The 15,827-nt window shown below is 55.8% G+C and carries 13 protein-coding genes; 10 read left to right on the top strand and 3 right to left on the bottom strand.

The window, feature by feature from the left end; translation table 11 throughout:
• Positions 1-24 precede the first annotated feature (24 nt).
• Both CORAM0001_RS07960 and CORAM0001_RS07965 read left to right on the top strand, forming a co-directional pair.
• Positions 25-543 carry a type 1 glutamine amidotransferase domain-containing protein gene (locus tag CORAM0001_RS07960; protein ID WP_040361646.1) on the top strand — a complete coding sequence of 173 codons (519 nt, stop codon included), beginning with the start codon at positions 25-27 and terminating at the stop codon, positions 541-543.
• Positions 544-586: 43 nt separating this feature from the next.
• Positions 587-1,366 (top strand): LURP-one-related/scramblase family protein, encoded by a 780-nt coding sequence (locus CORAM0001_RS07965; RefSeq protein ID WP_005511244.1) that lies wholly within the window; start codon positions 587-589, stop codon positions 1,364-1,366.
• A 73-nt stretch (positions 1,367-1,439) separates the two neighbouring features.
• Here the strand turns inward: CORAM0001_RS07965 and CORAM0001_RS07970 are convergent, their stop codons facing one another.
• Positions 1,440-2,555: a lipase family alpha/beta hydrolase gene (locus tag CORAM0001_RS07970; RefSeq protein WP_005511314.1), complete on the bottom strand. Its 1,116-nt coding sequence runs from the start codon at positions 2,553-2,555 to the stop codon at positions 1,440-1,442.
• Between the two features lie 1,060 nt (positions 2,556-3,615).
• On the opposite strand from CORAM0001_RS07970, the gene CORAM0001_RS07975 reads away from it, so the two are divergent.
• Both CORAM0001_RS07975 and CORAM0001_RS07980 read left to right on the top strand, forming a co-directional pair.
• Positions 3,616-4,281 carry a hypothetical protein gene (locus CORAM0001_RS07975; protein ID WP_005511309.1) on the top strand — a complete coding sequence of 222 codons (666 nt, stop codon included), beginning with the start codon at positions 3,616-3,618 and terminating at the stop codon, positions 4,279-4,281.
• A 216-nt stretch (positions 4,282-4,497) separates the two neighbouring features.
• Positions 4,498-6,132, top strand: coding sequence for a TROVE domain-containing protein (locus CORAM0001_RS07980; protein ID WP_005511235.1), 1,635 nt, complete (start codon positions 4,498-4,500; stop codon positions 6,130-6,132).
• Between the two features lie 35 nt (positions 6,133-6,167).
• On the opposite strand, the gene CORAM0001_RS07985 is transcribed toward CORAM0001_RS07980, so the two are convergent.
• Positions 6,168-6,923 carry a GntR family transcriptional regulator gene (locus tag CORAM0001_RS07985; RefSeq protein WP_005511318.1) on the bottom strand — a complete coding sequence of 252 codons (756 nt, stop codon included), beginning with the start codon at positions 6,921-6,923 and terminating at the stop codon, positions 6,168-6,170.
• Positions 6,924-7,188: 265 nt separating this feature from the next.
• Here CORAM0001_RS07985 and CORAM0001_RS07990 point away from each other — a divergent pair, with 265 nt between their 5' ends.
• The 6 genes from CORAM0001_RS07990 (at position 7,189) to CORAM0001_RS08015 (ending at position 13,950) form a co-directional block, all read left to right on the top strand.
• A complete protein-coding gene (locus tag CORAM0001_RS07990; RefSeq protein WP_005511312.1) occupies positions 7,189-8,343 on the top strand; it encodes a TIGR03364 family FAD-dependent oxidoreductase in 1,155 nt (384 codons plus the stop codon).
• A gap of 169 nt (positions 8,344-8,512) precedes the next feature.
• Positions 8,513-9,460, top strand: a complete 948-nt coding sequence (locus CORAM0001_RS07995) for a phosphate/phosphite/phosphonate ABC transporter substrate-binding protein (RefSeq protein ID WP_005511291.1) — start codon at positions 8,513-8,515, stop codon at positions 9,458-9,460.
• A 102-nt stretch (positions 9,461-9,562) separates the two neighbouring features.
• Positions 9,563-10,408, top strand: a complete 846-nt coding sequence (gene phnC, locus CORAM0001_RS08000; RefSeq protein ID WP_005511271.1) for a phosphonate ABC transporter ATP-binding protein — start codon at positions 9,563-9,565, stop codon at positions 10,406-10,408.
• A 6-nt stretch (positions 10,409-10,414) separates the two neighbouring features.
• The gene (gene phnE / locus CORAM0001_RS08005) at positions 10,415-12,118 is read left to right on the top strand and encodes a phosphonate ABC transporter, permease protein PhnE (protein WP_005511287.1); all 1,704 of its coding nucleotides are present in this window, start codon (positions 10,415-10,417) and stop codon (positions 12,116-12,118) included.
• Positions 12,119-12,163: 45 nt separating this feature from the next.
• Positions 12,164-12,832, top strand: coding sequence for an HAD hydrolase-like protein (locus CORAM0001_RS08010; protein WP_005511264.1), 669 nt, complete (start codon positions 12,164-12,166; stop codon positions 12,830-12,832).
• A gap of 41 nt (positions 12,833-12,873) precedes the next feature.
• On the top strand, positions 12,874-13,950 hold the full coding sequence (locus CORAM0001_RS08015) for a zinc-binding dehydrogenase (RefSeq protein ID WP_005511276.1): 1,077 nt from the start codon (positions 12,874-12,876) through the stop codon (positions 13,948-13,950).
• Positions 13,951-14,079: 129 nt separating this feature from the next.
• Here the strand turns inward: CORAM0001_RS08015 and CORAM0001_RS08020 are convergent, their stop codons facing one another.
• Positions 14,080-15,750 (bottom strand): hypothetical protein, encoded by a 1,671-nt coding sequence (locus CORAM0001_RS08020; RefSeq protein WP_157752542.1) that lies wholly within the window; start codon positions 15,748-15,750, stop codon positions 14,080-14,082.
• Positions 15,751-15,827 lie beyond the last annotated feature (77 nt).

Consider the following 15,827-nt stretch of genomic DNA (forward strand, 5'->3'; position numbering starts at 1 on the left):
GATTACGTCGTTACCCTCGGGGCTATGACTGATTTTACGAATAAGACCATTGCAGTATTGGCCACCGACGGATTCGAGGACTCCGAGCTGACGAGCCCGGCTGAGGCCGTGAAGGATGCCGGTGCGACCGTGCACGTTATCTCTACCGAAGATGGCTCCATTGAGGGCAAGAATGGCACGAAGGTGGACGTCGATAAGCTCACCAGCAGCGTTTCTGCCGATGATTACGATGCCCTGATTCTGCCGGGAGGCACTGTGAATGCGGACCAGATTCGTATCGATAAGGATGCCGTGGCCCTGGTGAAGGGATTCACCGCAGCCAATAAGCCGATTGGCGTGATTTGCCACGGCGGTTGGATTCTCACCGACGCGGATGCACTGAAGGGTCGCACGATTACCTCCTATATCAGCGTCAAGACCGACCTGGTGAACGCTGGCGCCAACTGGGTCGACGAGGAAGTTGTCGTTGACGGCAACCTGATTTCCTCCCGCACCCCGGCTGACCTTGAGGCTTTCAACAAGGCGCTCGTAGAGAACTTCTAGGCCACTCGGCTGTCCCAAGACTCATCAAAGGAGGGCTGTTGCCATGACTTCATATTGGGATAACCCAAAGTCACTGTGGGATCAGATTCCACAAAATGATCAGGAAGATGCTTCCGAGCAGCAGCCTTCCGCGCCGCAGCCCTCCACTCCTGGGCAACCTCCCGCACCTGAGCAGCAACCTCCCGCACCTGAACAGCTTCCGCCACAGCAAGGGCGCTACCAGGGATTGCTCTCGCACAACAACATCGTTATCCAGCAGATTCGAAACTTCATGGCGGATGATTTCGACATCCTGGATACCGAGGGCAATTGCATCGGCAAGATTGAAACTACCGGCGGCACGCTGAGCCGCATGTTTATGGGCTCCCGTCGTCTGACCGTGTCCGAACCAGACGGCACTCCGGTGTTCGTTATTACCGATCCGACCGATTTCGCCCTTGACAGTTACGAGGTCTACTACCCCGACCCGCAGGCGACATCCTCTGAAGGCAAGCAGCAGACCGGAGCAGAGGCTTCGCGCCTATTGGCAACGATTCAGCAGAAGTTTGCGTTCTTTAAGCGGCGGCTGGAAATTTCCATTCCCGGTTTTGCCAATTGCGAGGTCGACGGCGACGTTTGGCATTACGACGCAACCTTCAAGATTAATGACATCGAAGTTGCACAGATGTCACGCAAGTGGTCGGGGTTTACAAATTTCCTATCCGGCAATGAGCGTTACATGCTCCAGCTCAAGAATGATTTGCCGCCACAGCTACGAGCAGCCATTATTGGCGCTGCAATCGCCTTGGATTTGATGGCGAAAAAGGCGCGCTCCGACAGCTAGTGACTGCTGCCGACAACGCGCCCTAACCCTTGTCCGGTTCTACTGCCGGTTACTGTCACGGTTGCGGCTATCGCTACCGTGCCCCTGCAGCTTCCGCAATACGTCCGTCCATTTCCGTGATGCCGTCCGAAACGGCATTGACGTTTTCTGAACGCACACCAGCATTGTCATTGATGCCGCCTTCAACAACAGCGGTTACTGGCACGCACGGAACCTCAACATTGCGCCCCAGTGCATTGGCTACCAGCGCAATTGCCCGCGGCGAGAAAGTCAGACCAATGTGGCCCGACAGGTCCGCCGAGCAACCGTCCTGCAGGAGGATATTGTTGGACGTTGATGCCTGCCACTGGCTTGCAGCCATTGGAGTGACGGCTTCGTCAACCTGGGTAGAGATTGCAACATAGTTGACACCCGGCTGCTCCAAGCCGCCCTCATTCATCTCGGCCATGAACTCGCTATGCTGCAGCAGATCCACCAGGCTCGGGCTGACAATGTACCCCGCAGCCTTATTGCCAGCATTGTCGAACTGGTCGAGCTGCTCCAAACCATAGGAGATACCGAGCAGCGATGTGCCGTGCAGGACGCCCGCCAGGGACACTACCGTGCCGATACCCCGGCCCTGCTCCTGCTTGGCGTACGCAGCAGCCAAAGCACCGCCTGCAGAGTGGCCAACAATGTCGACCGCGGTCGCACCAGTTTCGGCCTTGAGCGTGTCAATCTTCTCAGTCAACTCCGCCAAGGCAGTGTCCAGCGGGGTCATGTTGCGCATAGTTGGAATAGAGCCCAGTACTGAAAACTCGTCAGGGCCAAGCTTGCCGACGTTAAATGCGTACAGACACTTACCCATTGCCTTTAACTCCGGAGCCATGCGGGCATAGGTCTGGTATGAGTTCGAGTTCATCCCGTGGATCATGACCACCGGATTCTCACCAGGAGCAGGAACACACTGCACATTCGTGCCCTCTGGACTGATGTTTTCCGTCATCCCCTGATTGACCATGACGGTGGGGAAATCATTCGCCTTTGGCCCCCACTCGCCCATTTCGGTCCAGGACAGGACCTGATCATTACCAGTTGCCGAAGCCGGTGCGGCAGCCGCGATAGGAGCCGCTGCCATAGCGACACCAGCTGCGGCTACCAGTGCTGTGACCGACCGTGCCAGCTTCGAAAATGCCCGATGAGTGCCCATGATTACTCCTTGCATAGAGCAGTGAATAGTAAAACGGTTCCAATAAGAACTACGGCATGGGCAAGAGCAAAAACAGGCTATGAATAGCTATCGTACCCTGAAAGACAGCCGATTAAAGCCCCTAAATAGGGTTAATAAAATGTGAACTAAATATAACTATAATACTATCCGCCTCCAGCTCTGCAGGCTTTTAAAGTGATACCGACCACAGGTCAAAACAAGCCACGCGTTCGTTGCAATACCACAGGATTGCTACCGATAACTAAATCGCCGGTGAGATTAAACACCTGTTCCATCATTACTTTGGGCAGCGAGCGATGCGGGTGCTCGATACCTCCAGCAAGGAAACCGAGTCACCGATTGCAGAAAACAGCGAAAGCACCTTTCACCTGCCCGTACATTAAGATAGTTCACATGCGCAAACGACACATATTCGCCCTCGCACTGACTATTCCAGCACTGTGCCTTTCGGCGTGCTCCAACGGAGAACCGGAAAAAGCACCGGAGCCGACTACCGTTACAAAAAACCGTCACCAACCCAGAAAGCAGCACAGAATCGACGACACAATCCACTACCAAGACCCCTAACCCGTCGACACCCCCGACCCGGACAACGGAAAGCCCCGGGGCCGCTGGTTACACCGGCGCCCCCACTGGTGAGCCGACAGCTATAAACAAAACAATTTCACATTGTGCGAAATCCTCGCAGGGACTCTACGAACAAGGCACCACCTGGTTTACCGACGGCACCTCCGGCTGGACACAGTATTGCGCCAACAATTTCTATGACGGCCCTTCCACGAACACCGCCCCGGAGCCTCAGAACAACGAGCCATCCCCGTGGGTTCAAGGCCAAATCGACTGGGCTGATTGCCTGAACTCTGGCCATTCCGAGGAAGAGTGCCGCGCGATGTTGAATTAAGAACGCGATATTAACGGGCCTACGCCTCGCTAGATGGCGCAAACATCACCGCTCTGAACATTTCGCTTAACGACGGTGCGTTTGGCCCATATTTCTCATCTTGAGCTACCCATAGAAAATTCCACAGGAAAAAGAAACATGCCCAACGAAACATCCCCGCCACCTTTTAATTTGCCACGACTGCTCAGAGCCGACCAGTTTGCTGAGGTGGTTCATCAACTAATCTCCCCACCGAAAGATGGGCATCTGGAGTACGACCAGATAAGTCAGGGCGAAATAATCTCTAAGGCTGTTGAGCACATTGAATCCGCCCTCAATCATGCCGTCGACTCTAGGGAACGTAACGAAGACCCCGCACCATGGCCTGATTTTGAAGAAATTCTTCATGTCACGAACAAAGCAGTGGAAGACGCACTCGAAATTGCCAAATTAGCGGACGACTGGGACGGCTGCGAGATAGGTGGTGCCTGCGCAGACCTAATTCTGGATATCCACCCGAGAGTTGTCGCAGCTGCAAAGGTGCCGCCCACAGAACTAGCTCAGTGGTTTATAAATTATGACGGTCTAGCAGAGGCCTGGGATTATAAGCTTGATCCGGTGGCATACGCTCCCGCACTCGGCCCCCAAGGCATGAAAATCATCCTGGACTGGGTGGAACAGCTCCGAGAATCGCTGGCTGATCCGACGAACCGTTCAAATTGGTACCTCGAGCAATTAGTCGACCACATGGATGAACGGTTGGCAGTGCTTTCGGAAACTGCTGATGAGTCTGTTAACCCTTCCGCGTCAGAAAACCACAACTGAATTCGAAAATACGAACACTTTCGACACCAAACCGAATTGACTTTATGCGCAATCCTCCTACAAAATAGAATATGTGAAGCGGGCCGGAGTCGTTCGGTTATCAAACTATAATGATTAGCCTGACCCTGATTGGTCGGGCGTTTTCGGACGGTATTTACACGCCCGTTTCACACCCCATTCTTTTAGATGCAATTGCGGAAACGGGGAGACGGCATCGTGGACTCTCTGCACAACTTTAGTTTCGAAAACACTCCCCAACAGGTAAGAGCTAGCGAGAAGCAAGTGCAGAACTCTGCCGGGGGCTTTACCTTCGAGCTAGATGACAAAGCTCGTCTGCGTCGTTTTCTCATTCTTGGTGTCGAAGGTGGCACGTTTTACGCAAATGCAAGACACCTTGCGTTCGACAATGTTCAAATCCTCCAGCGTATGGCGGTCAACGATCCAGTAACCTTGGTCGACACGATTGTCGATGTATCCGTCAGCGGCGCGGCCCCAAAGCAGCAGCCTGCGCTCTTTGCACTAGCCTTTGCTGCATCGGTTCCCCAGTCTTCCCAGGCAGCGCTAGCTGCATTGCCACGTGTCGCACGCACAGGATCGGCACTACTGCAGTTCGTCTCCTACGTAGAGAAGTTCCGAGGCTGGGGTCGTGGCTTGCGCCGCGCAGTTGGAAATTGGTATTCCACAAAGAACTCTGATGATCTTGCCTACCAAGTGGTCAAGTACCGCAATCGTGGTGGTTGGTCGCACCGTGATCTTCTACGCTTAGCGCACCCTTCGACAAGCGACGAGAGCCTCCGCGCAACGTTTGACTGGATCGTGCGTGGCTCCGGTTCTGCCTCAATAAGCGATTCCGCTGGTGACACTTCATCCGAGAATATCCCCACAATAATCGAGGGTTTTACTAAAGCAAGCCACGCGACAACTTCCAGCCAGTGGGCTGCCCTGATACGTGGTTATGGGCTCAGCTGGGAAATGCTGCCAGATGCCGCCCTTGGCGAACCCGAGGTGTGGGACGCCTTGCTTGAGACAGGCGTTCCTCAGACAGCAGTGATTCGCCAGCTACCGAGGCTTACTCGCTTAGGGCTGCTTCCTGGTTTAGGTGGACGGACAAGCGATGTCGTTTCGCAAATTACCAATGCGGAGCGCTTACGCAACGCTCGCATTCACCCTGTGTCTGTTCTGGCCGCTCAACGCACCTACGCTAAGGGACGGTCCTTCCACGGAATGACGGAGTGGGAGCCAACAGCCCGCATATCTGATGCGCTGGATGAAGCGTTCTATTTATCCTTCGGCGCAGTTAAACCAGCCAATAAGCGAACCCTACTTAGCCTTGATGTCTCGGCATCTATGCATTGGCCGCTGGGCGATACACCGCTAACGGCTCGCGACGCGTCTGCAGCGCTTTCCCTTGTGACACTTGCCACCGAATCCGAGTCAATGGTTTTAGGCTTTACCACAAACAGCCTCACTAAGGGGTTCCTGCGAGATGTCGTCACCCCTCTCGACATCTCCCCACGTCAAAGGCTTGACGATGTCCTAGATTATATTGATGGGCTTCCCTTCGGCGGAACAGACTGCTCATTGCCAATGCTTTATGCACTGGAGAATTCTCTGGAAGTAGACACCTTCGTTATCTATACCGACAACGAGACTTGGGCCGGCAAGATGCACCCTCACCAGGCACTGCAGCGTTACCGCAAGGAATCTGGAATCGACGCCAAGTTGGTTGTTGCTGGTATGACTGCCACCAAATTCAGCATCGCTAATCCTGACGATGCCGGGATGCTTGATGTCGTCGGTTTCGACGCCGCCGTACCAAACCTTATCTCTGAATTCTCTCGCGGGTTTTAGTACCGGGATATTTGCACCGACGAGTACCATACCCCCTACCGCACGCCCTCCCCAGCCTGCAGCGAGATCGGTGACGCATTGCCCCGCGCCGTCGTCACCGAGAAATTGGCCTTACTTGCCAGGTAGCGGTCATCAGAGGCCTCAATCGGCACTCCATCCAGCGTGAAGGCACGGCGCCGGACACGCAGCAATGGCGCGCCGACCTGAATCTTCAGCAGTGCAGCATCTTCTTCATTGGCCGAAACTGCGTCAATCGTGCGCGTCGCATACGCAATGTCCACACCGCTATCCAACAGGTGCCGGTAGATAGAACCCGAATCAGTATCAAAGGTCAGTATGTGCTTGCCGACGTCCAGAGGGTAATTCAGCCTTTCGACCATAGCTGGCTCTCCATCCATAAGCCGCAGCCTGAGTACGGAGACAATCTGATCCGTGTCCGAGATTTCCAGATGCGCAGCTAACTCTGACCCCGCTGGCTGACGCGTTACCCACTGCGTCTGCTGCCCCGGCTCTGCACCAGTCTTTTGACACCACTGGGTAAAGGAAATGACCTCGTCGAAAGAGAAGGTCGGCACTGTATCGAGCACACGAGTCCGTCGACCCTGCCCGGAGGAAACCAGGCCTTCGGAGCGCAGCGTGGAAATAGCTTGCCGAATGGTGCCACGAGCCACGCCAAACTGCCGACCCAGCTCCGCCTCTGAGGGAATAGCAGAACCCGGCGGCATCGAACCATCTCGAATTGCCTTACGCAGGTACGAGGCAATTTCTTGATGCTGTTGCTTGCGTGCCACGGTCGCAGCATCCTTTCATGTCCTTATCGCCCAATCGAGCTAGTTCACTTTCAGCCCGTTCGAATCTAGCCATGTGCAGCACTAGTTGGTTGAGATTCTGACCAACTAGGACACAAGTAGAAAAACTAATAACCAAGTTTAAACACGATTTTGATCCGTTTTAGTCGACCCAAACGGAACTTTACTCGTACAAACAGTTAACTAAACGACATCTTGGCAAACTCTCAATGAAATAGCCCCTGCCTGTATAGACAGGTTCGCAACCATGTCGCAAGATAAAGCCATGCAAACAGATGCACACACCGATTTGATCATCGTCGGCGCTGGCATTCTAGGCCTCGCCACCGCATTCCGAGCACACCAACAAGGACTATCCGTTCGAGTCATCGACCGCGCCGAGCGCCCGGTCGGATCATCCATTATGAACTTCGGCCACGCCTGCTTTACCGGCCAGGCCGACGCCGTACAAGATGTCGCCATGAACGCCCGCTCCGGCTGGACCGAAGCCGCCCAAAAAACCGGACTGTGGGCCGCCACCTCCGGCACCTACATCCCGGCCGTCACCGAAACCGAAATGCAACTCCTTGAAGAGTTCGCCAACCACCGCGGCTCCGACCAAGTCAAGCTGATGAGCCACTCCGAGATCGCCAACGCCATTGGCAACCCAGACCTCAAGTGCCTCGGCGGCGCACACCTCCCCCTCGACATGCGCGTCAATCCTCGCGAAGCCGCCCCACGCCTGGCCGCCTGGCTTGAAAGCCAGGGCGTCATCTTCAATTGGCGCCACGAAGTTAAGACTGTCGCAGGCGGCCGCGTTGACACCAATCGCAAGCGCTACCAGGCAGAACGCATAATCTGCTGCCCAAACTTCTGGCTCACCAACCTATTCCCGGAGCTTGCCGACGAACATGAAGTGCGCGTCTGCACCCTGCAAATGGCACTCATTGAGCGCCCAACCAGAATCCCGAAAGACATCGCACTATTCACTGGCACCTCACTTGCGCGCTATGACGGCTTCGCCGGCCTGCCAAGCGCTGCAGCACTCAAACAGGAGCTGCGAGACAGCTCTCCAGAGCTGGTCAATTGCGTGGCAAATGTGATGTCTACCGGCATCGAAGAGGGCCTCTTCATCGGTGACTCGCACGCCTACGACCTCTCCCCCGACCCATTCCTGCAAGAGAAGACTTCGAATCTCCTGCTGGATACCGCTTGCAAGTACTTCGGCATTAAGGAGCCGAAGGTCATCCAGCGTTGGCAGGGTCGCTACTCAGACTCAACCAAGACCAACCTTATTCTTGAACAGCCAGACTCTCAGACCACAGTCGCCGTCGTCGCATCTGGTATCGGAATGACTTTGTCCTTCGGCATTGCTGACTTGGCTCTGCAAGGCACCAAGCCAACCGAGCTAGCCGACTTCTAAAGCCCTAGAAGGTGACCAACAGCCCGCCAAGCTGAACTCAAAGTGACCTGTACATGAATTTCCCTAACTCGACTAGACAGGTTGCGTAGTTGGCTCGACAATCATTCCAGAACCTTGTTCCCACACCCCACACCCCGCGCCCGCAAGGCCTCACACAGAAAGTTCTGCCATGTTCAACAACTCCCGCACCACCCGCAAGATTGCACAGTCCCTCGCTCTCGTTACCCTGACTACCCCATTCCTCGCGGCATGTGGCAGCAGCTCCAACGAAGCAGCCGATGACACCATCACTTTCGCCGCTGTTCCGGCCGAGTCCTCCCAGTCTCTCCAGTCCGACTACGACAATTTGGTCAAGCTGATTGCGAAGGAAACTGGCAAAGAGGTCGAGTTCCAGAATGCCTCTGACTACGCCGCCGTTGTCGAAGGCCAGCGCGCAGGGAAGATTGATATCGCTTCCTACGGTCCATTCTCCTACGTCATCGCCCATGACTCCGGCGTACCAATCGAAGCTGTTGCCTCCCCTACCAATGATGAGAGTAAGGCACCGGCGTACACCTCGCTTGCTTATGTCAAGGAAGGTTCCGACATCGAATCGCTAAAGGACCTCAAGGGCAAGAAGGTCTGCTTCGTCGACCCAGCATCCACTTCCGGCTACTTGGTCCCGACCAAGGGGCTTATGGATGAAGGGCTGAAGCCGGATGCCGACCTCGAGCCAGTCATGGCTGGTGGTCACGATGCATCGCTGCTCACGCTTAACGACGGCGGCTGCGACGTGGCCTTCGCGCATGACGCGATGCTGAAAACCCTTGAGAAGTCGAGCCAGATTAAGCCGGGTGCGTTGAAGTCCATTTGGGAATCTGAACCGATTACCGAAGACCCGATCGCGCTTAACACTGAGACTATCTCTGCTGAGGATCTGGCCAAGATCAAGACCGCATTATCCGATAAGGCAAACAAGCCGGCACTGGTAAAGGAAGGAATCTGCTCCAGCGAAGAGGACTGCACGCTGCCAGAAGAAATCGAATGGGGTTACCTCCCGGTCACAGATGCTGATTTCAACTCCATCCGAGAAATCTGCGAAACCACCAAAGCTGATGCCTGCAACGCTGTCTCTTAAACGCAGCACTGCAAAGACTGCCCACGCGCTCGCTCCACACCAAGCCTTTTGCAACCGCACACCCACATCCCGGCCAACGACCTAAATCATAAGGATTTCACCATGCCTTCTAACGCTGAGAAGATGACACCCGAACTGCAGCGCGCCATCGATCAGCAGTTCGCAGTGCAATTCCACAACGTCACCAAGAACTTCGGCTCCACACTCGGCCTTGACAACGTCAAGCTCGGTATCCGCACCGGCGAGATCACCGTCCTCCTGGGACTGTCGGGCTCGGGTAAGACAACTCTGCTCCGCCATATCAATGCGCTGCATACTCCGTCGTCAGGCACGGTGCGTGTGTTGGGCCAGAATCTGAACGCGCTGAAGAAGCGCGAGCTGCGTGAGTTGCGCAAGGACATCGGCGTGATTTTCCAGAGCTTTAACCTGGTTGACCGGATGTCGGTGCTGGAGAATGTCTGCACTGGAGCGCTGGGCGATCTGAAGGGGCCACGTATTTCCCTGCTCTCGTACCCGAAGCGGGTTAAGCAGGAGGCTCTTGAGGTGCTGGACCGCGTGGGCCTCGCTGACCGTGCTCATCAGCGCGCCGATACGCTCTCGGGCGGTCAGCAGCAGCGCGCCGCCATTGCGCGTGCGCTCATGCAGCACCCGAAGATCTTGCTTGCCGACGAGCCCGTCGCCGCCCTTGACCCGGTGTCGTCTAACCAGGTCATTGAGCTGCTGGAGCAGATTTCTCGCGAGGATAACCTCACCGTGATTTCCTCTCTGCACCAGGTGCAGCTGGCGGTGGATTTTGCGGACCGCATCATTGGTCTGCAGGCAGGTCGTGTGAAGTTTGACCGCGAGACCAGGGGTATGACTGCAGAGACCGCCGCCACCATTTACCAGTCGGTATCCGAGGCCACTGAGGATGCAACCACCAGCGCATCGCTCAAGGCGGAGGCGTAAAAACCAATGACCGCTCCTGCTGTTTCCCAGCCGCGTACGTCGGCTCCTGAGAATAAGCCCCGCAATTACAACTCCATTGCCGCGACTGCCGTGTTGATTCTGCTCGCAGCTATCGGCGCGTGGTCGGTTAATTCGATTGGCATCAACCTGGTCACCATCAGCGAGTCTGCGGACAATGCCGCCAACTTTGTCGCGCGCATGTTCCCGCTGGAATTCCCGCCGATGGCCGAGCTGCTCAGCCTCATCGGCGAGACCCTAGCTATCGTCTTCCTCGCCACTGCGCTGTCGGTGATTCTCTCTGTGCCGCTGGCTGTCCTCGCCGCGCGCACCACTACGTTCTCGCCGACCGCCCGCTGGATTTCCCGCGCGCTCATCGTGCTTGCTCGCGCGATTCCCGATCTGGTGCTGGCCATCGTGTTTATCCGCATGTTCGGCATCGGTGCCATCGGTGGCATCCTCGCTATGGGCATCCACTCTGTCGGCATGGTCGCAAAGCTCTACGCCGACGCGATTGAAGAGCTTGACGACGGCCCCCGCGAAGCAATCGAGTCGGTCGGTGGTAGCCGCACGCAGCAGATTGTCTCGGCTATCCCGCAGGCGCTAACCCCGCAGCTCATTGCCACTGCGCTGCACCGTTTCGACATCAACCTGCGCACCTCCGTGCTCCTGGGCTATGTCGGTGTGGGCGGTATCGGTATGGCAATTGCCGATTCGCTGCGCACCCTCAACTACCGCGAGGGCATGGCTCTGGCGCTTGTAGTTCTGCTGCTGTGTATCGTCATGGAGCTACTCTCCGGTTCGCTGCGTGCAATCATTATGCGCAAGTCCGACTCTTCCCTGCTGTCCGGCACCTGGGTCGACCGCATGTGGGGCACGAAGATCGAGGACAAGCGCAAGGCTGCTAAGCAGGGTGCCACCGACGGTAAGCCGTCGATTAACCCGCCGTGGACTGCTGCTCGAGTCTCCCGCGTGCTGACCACCATCGCACTTGTGGTCATCACCATCGCTGCATTTGCCGAGACAGAAATCTCCGCCTCCAACTTCTTCACCGGCCTGGCCAACCTGCCAGAGACCATGGCTCTGTTCCTGCCGCCGTCCTCCGGCGGTATTGCCGGCGAGATCTTCCAGCTGCTTCTCGATACCCTGCAGATCGCCTTCGCCGCCACCTTCCTCGGCGCTATCCTCGCCATCCCGATTGGCATCATGGCTGCCTCCAACGTGGTCGCCAACAAGTGGGTACACGGCTTCTTCCGCGTGCTCATCGTGGTCATCCGCGGTATCCCGGAGCTGATTCTGGCCATCATCTTCGTGGTCATCTCCGGCCTGGGCCCGGTCGCCGGTACGCTCGCACTGGCTCTCGGTGCCGTTGGTCTGCTGTCCAAGTTGGTCGCTGACTCGCTGGAAGAAACCGACACTGACGTGCAGGAAGCCCTGCGCACTACTGGCGCAACCGAGTCGCAGATCTTCTTCGCTGCCACCGTCCGCCAGGCAATCCCGTCTTTCATTGCCCACTGCCTCTACCTGCTGGACACCAACATCCGCTCGGCCACGCTACTCGGTGTCGTCGGTGCAGGCGGCATTGGCTTCCAGCTGCTCAATGCCTCTCGAGTCAACCAGTTCGACGTCGTCACCTACATCCTCATCCTTATGGTCGCTGTCGTCCTCGTCGTCGAGGCGCTGTCCATGTGGCTGCGTGCCGCCGTCCGCTAATCCCCTCCCCAGTCCCCGTCCCCTTCTACCGAAAAGGAAAACTCCATGACCTACCAGCTCGCTATCTTCGACATGGCTGGCACCACCATCGACGACCGTGACGAGGTCTACCGCGTCCTCCGCGAAGCCACCGAACGCGAAGGTGCCCGCTACGCCGACGAGGCTTTCCAGCGCTACATGGGCACCGAAAAGTTCTGGGCAATCGGCAATCTGCTCCGTGAAGGTGGAATCGAGCCGACGCCAGAGGTTCACAACCACGCTTGGGAGTTCTTCCGCGCCGAGCTTGCTCGCACATACAAGGAAAACCCGCCGACCCCGCTACCAGGCGTCGAAGACATGCTGAAGGTACTGCACGACAAGGGCATCAAAGTCGGCTTGACGACGGGCTTTGCGCGCGAAATCGTCGATATCATTGTCTCCTCCATGGGGTGGGACAACGGGATTATCGACACCGTTGTCGCCGGTGACGAAGTCGAGCACGGCCGCCCCGAGCCCGACCAGATTCTGACTGTCATGGAGAAGCTCGGTGTGACCGACAAGTCGGCTGTCATCAGCTCCGGTGACACCGAGGCCGATGTTCGTTCCGCACAGAAAGCTGGCGTCACCAGCGTCGGTGTGCTCACCGGCCACCTGACTCGCGAACAGTTCGAATCCCTCAGCGCTGATCACGTGCTGGATTCTTCCGCGAACCTGCTGGACCTTGTTGGAGAGTAGGACCTGGACTGTAAATCTGCACAAGTAAGCACATAACGGTAATGACGACTCCGACTCCCCCAACCTCTTCCACTTCTACTGCACCGGTGGAAATGGCCCAGGCGCTTGTCTGGCACGGCGGTGGCGACTTTCGCATGCAGGAGGTTCCTATTCCTGAACTGCAGGAAGGCGAAACCCTGGTGGAAATCACCACCGCCACCATCTGTGGCTCCGACCGTCACACCGTGTTCGGTCGCCGCAGCGCGCCTTGCCCTAGCGTTCTCGGCCACGAGGGAGTCGGCATTGTCCGTGCCACCCGCAACCCAGATTTGCAGGCTGGCCAGCGTGTGGTGTTCTCTGTCACCGCGCCATGCATGGAGTGCGACCGCTGTGAACGCGGCATGACCGCCAAGTGCCGGAATTTGAAAAAGACTGGTCACGAGGCTTTCGATAGCGACTGGCCTCTTTCGGGTACCTATGCTTCCCACATTGTGCTGCGCAACCATCAGCCGGTGGTAGTAGTCCCCGACTCGCTTACCGATGAAGCGGCCTCCATCGCCACCTGCGCCGGCGCCACAGTGATGGCTTGTATGGAACAGGCTGGACCCCTTGCAGGTAAACGAGTCCTGGTTATGGGCATCGGCATGCTTGGCCTTATCGCAGTTGAGGCAGCTGTTCGGGATGGCGCCGCTGAGGTTGTGGCCATTGACCGCAATCAGACACGGCTTGAATGGGCACGACAGTTGGGTGCGGTTGTGCCCGACCCGTCGGCTGCTGGTGCCGATTCCGAACCAGAGCCTTTCGATATCACCCTCGAATTGTCCGGTAGCGAATTCGGAGTCACTACCTGCATCGGCAGCCTCGACATAGGTGGCCGAGCGGTGCTGGCCGGAAGTGTTGCTACTTCCCCGAGCTATGCCCTCGATCCCGAGTGGCTCGTCCGTGGCTGGCGCACCATCACTGGCGTCCACAACTACGAGCCACGGCATCTGGAGCAGGCTGTGAATCTCCTTGCTGATTCCCAGATTGATTGGGACACCGTTGTGTCAAAGCCAATTGCGCTGGAGGATGCGCCTGCAGAGGTGGAAGCTGCGCCATCACCGAATGCGTTGTTGCGGGCTGCAGTCAAACTATCGTAAGACCGAGCTTTGAAAGCGAGATTCTTCCCAACTAGCCGTACTTACTGCTGGTTTCGATTCCCTCAAAACACGAATCACCAGTGCCTCGTAGTTTTCTCAAACCACAATTCCAAAAGGTTAGTTAAAACTCTAATCTGCGCCCTCGTCAGTTCTTGGTATCAAACCCGCATCCTGGAGCGCAGATGCCATCCTCTCGTCACTGCACGTCATAGCCGCAAATTCATTGAGAAACTCATCGAATATCTCAATCCTTCCAACAAGTCTTGCTTCTGCTTCGACCTCTAAAAGACGATCAACAATTGCCTGGTGATGATAGGACGGGAATAGGCGGTATTCGCATTCAATCGATCCCAATCCGAGATTGATTGCTGTCAGTGGAAAGCTGTGTCGCAATTTTTCAAACGTAAGCCACGACTGATCGTAGTCAAGCATTGCTGCATCGCCACGACTAATCAACACAGAATCACGCTTGGCTTCTAACCTAAAGGTTTTCAATATCACTTGGAACAGGCGAAACTGCTCTGCACTTAAAATCTCTTCTGCTTGCGCCAGGTACTTTTCTTCGTCGGTTGCTGTCATCGGCCCAACTGCTGCCGCTGCCTCCAATGACTCCCATGGGTGACGCGGGTCAAAAAGTGCTAAGACCATGTCGTTATACAGCCCGTTTGCTTCCGGCAAGCTCGATTCCATTAGCCATTTGAGTGCAGGCTTTGCTGCATAGGTTGCTTCACTACTCCTACCAAAGGCAAATAATCCTTGCTCAAAGAAACTGCGGATATACATAACCCGCTCAGTGGTAGGACTCTTATGCAACACTCTATCGGCCGCCAAGTTCCACGCCGCGCGAGGAACGTGCAACATCTGATAGCTGTAAACATCGTCAAGACTCAATTTTTCGGAAATCGAGATTGTGCGTTCCCAAGTCTCTATCCGAGCGTCATTTTGTTCACATAGCCAATCAACGAGTTCTCTAAGCTGGTTATCGCTGAGCAAGCTAAAAATCTTATCTAGGGTTAGGAACTCTTGGCCTGCCTTTTCATTTCCGAGTGTTTCTTCCACCCAACCGACTAGCTGTTCGTCCGCCGGGACAGAGCAAGTCTTGACTATGTCGACCACTGAGTCCCAAGTTGAGTACAGCCGTTCAGAAGGACCAATTTTCTGGATTAGTTTCTGAATTTTAGAGGCTGCTTCCATCACAGGCTGCACTAACCGTGGACCGTATCCTGCCTGTAGGAATGGTGTGACCACATTAATGAAGTTCTCAACATCAGCAATTAAGGCATCGGAATCTCCGGCGAATTGATCGAAAATTTCTGCTGCGCTTCTGACCGGAGCAAATCGTTCAGTGTCATCAGAACCGTATGGAACTGCCAAAGATTGCTCCGTCTGCTCGCGCAATCGCAACGCAATGTCCAGGGGAATTGTCGCTCCCAGTTGAGATAAGAGAATCTCACGCAAATCTTGCACCGGAAGCGAGTTGATGATTTCCACCGGGGATAAACTGTCGAGTTCAGAGTCCAACTCGGCTTCGTCTGGCATGCTTCCGCGCCCAAATACGATGACGGCGACAGCAGCGACATGATCACAAAAGTGTCTAACCGTGAAGTTGTCACACGTACAGGAGGTGACACCAGGAAGCATCATCCCGTCGTACTCAACGCTTTCCCCGTCGACCTCAGCCAGATAGGTGCCAATACCTCGACCGGTGAGCGCAACATCTAACGCCATTGAAAGGCAACGCCGAACTCTCTCGGCACCAAATACCTCTACCAAGTCCTCAAAACTATTCAGCGGCTGCATGCAGAAGTCCATATCTCTATTGTGCCTGTGAAGAAGTCATTTGGTTTCGACGATGAGATATTTGCCTCAATCGCTAG

Origin of the sequence: Corynebacterium amycolatum SK46, from assembly GCF_000173655.1 — a bacterium.
GTDB classification, from domain to species: domain Bacteria; phylum Actinomycetota; class Actinomycetes; order Mycobacteriales; family Mycobacteriaceae; genus Corynebacterium; species Corynebacterium amycolatum_A.

Coding starts and splice junctions, on each gene's coding strand:
- CORAM0001_RS07960 (WP_040361646.1), top strand. CDS start 25: ATGACTGATTTTACGAATAAGACCATTGCAGTATTGGCCACCGACGGA.
- CORAM0001_RS07965 (WP_005511244.1), top strand. CDS start 587: ATGACTTCATATTGGGATAACCCAAAGTCACTGTGGGATCAGATTCCA.
- CORAM0001_RS07970 (WP_005511314.1), bottom strand. CDS start 2,555: ATGGGCACTCATCGGGCATTTTCGAAGCTGGCACGGTCGGTCACAGCA.
- CORAM0001_RS07975 (WP_005511309.1), top strand. CDS start 3,616: ATGCCCAACGAAACATCCCCGCCACCTTTTAATTTGCCACGACTGCTC.
- CORAM0001_RS07990 (WP_005511312.1), top strand. CDS start 7,189: ATGTCGCAAGATAAAGCCATGCAAACAGATGCACACACCGATTTGATC.
- CORAM0001_RS07995 (WP_005511291.1), top strand. CDS start 8,513: ATGTTCAACAACTCCCGCACCACCCGCAAGATTGCACAGTCCCTCGCT.
- phnC (WP_005511271.1), top strand. CDS start 9,563: ATGCCTTCTAACGCTGAGAAGATGACACCCGAACTGCAGCGCGCCATC.
- phnE (WP_005511287.1), top strand. CDS start 10,415: ATGACCGCTCCTGCTGTTTCCCAGCCGCGTACGTCGGCTCCTGAGAAT.
- CORAM0001_RS08010 (WP_005511264.1), top strand. CDS start 12,164: ATGACCTACCAGCTCGCTATCTTCGACATGGCTGGCACCACCATCGAC.
- CORAM0001_RS08015 (WP_005511276.1), top strand. CDS start 12,874: ATGACGACTCCGACTCCCCCAACCTCTTCCACTTCTACTGCACCGGTG.
- CORAM0001_RS08020 (WP_157752542.1), bottom strand. CDS start 15,750: ATGCAGCCGCTGAATAGTTTTGAGGACTTGGTAGAGGTATTTGGTGCC.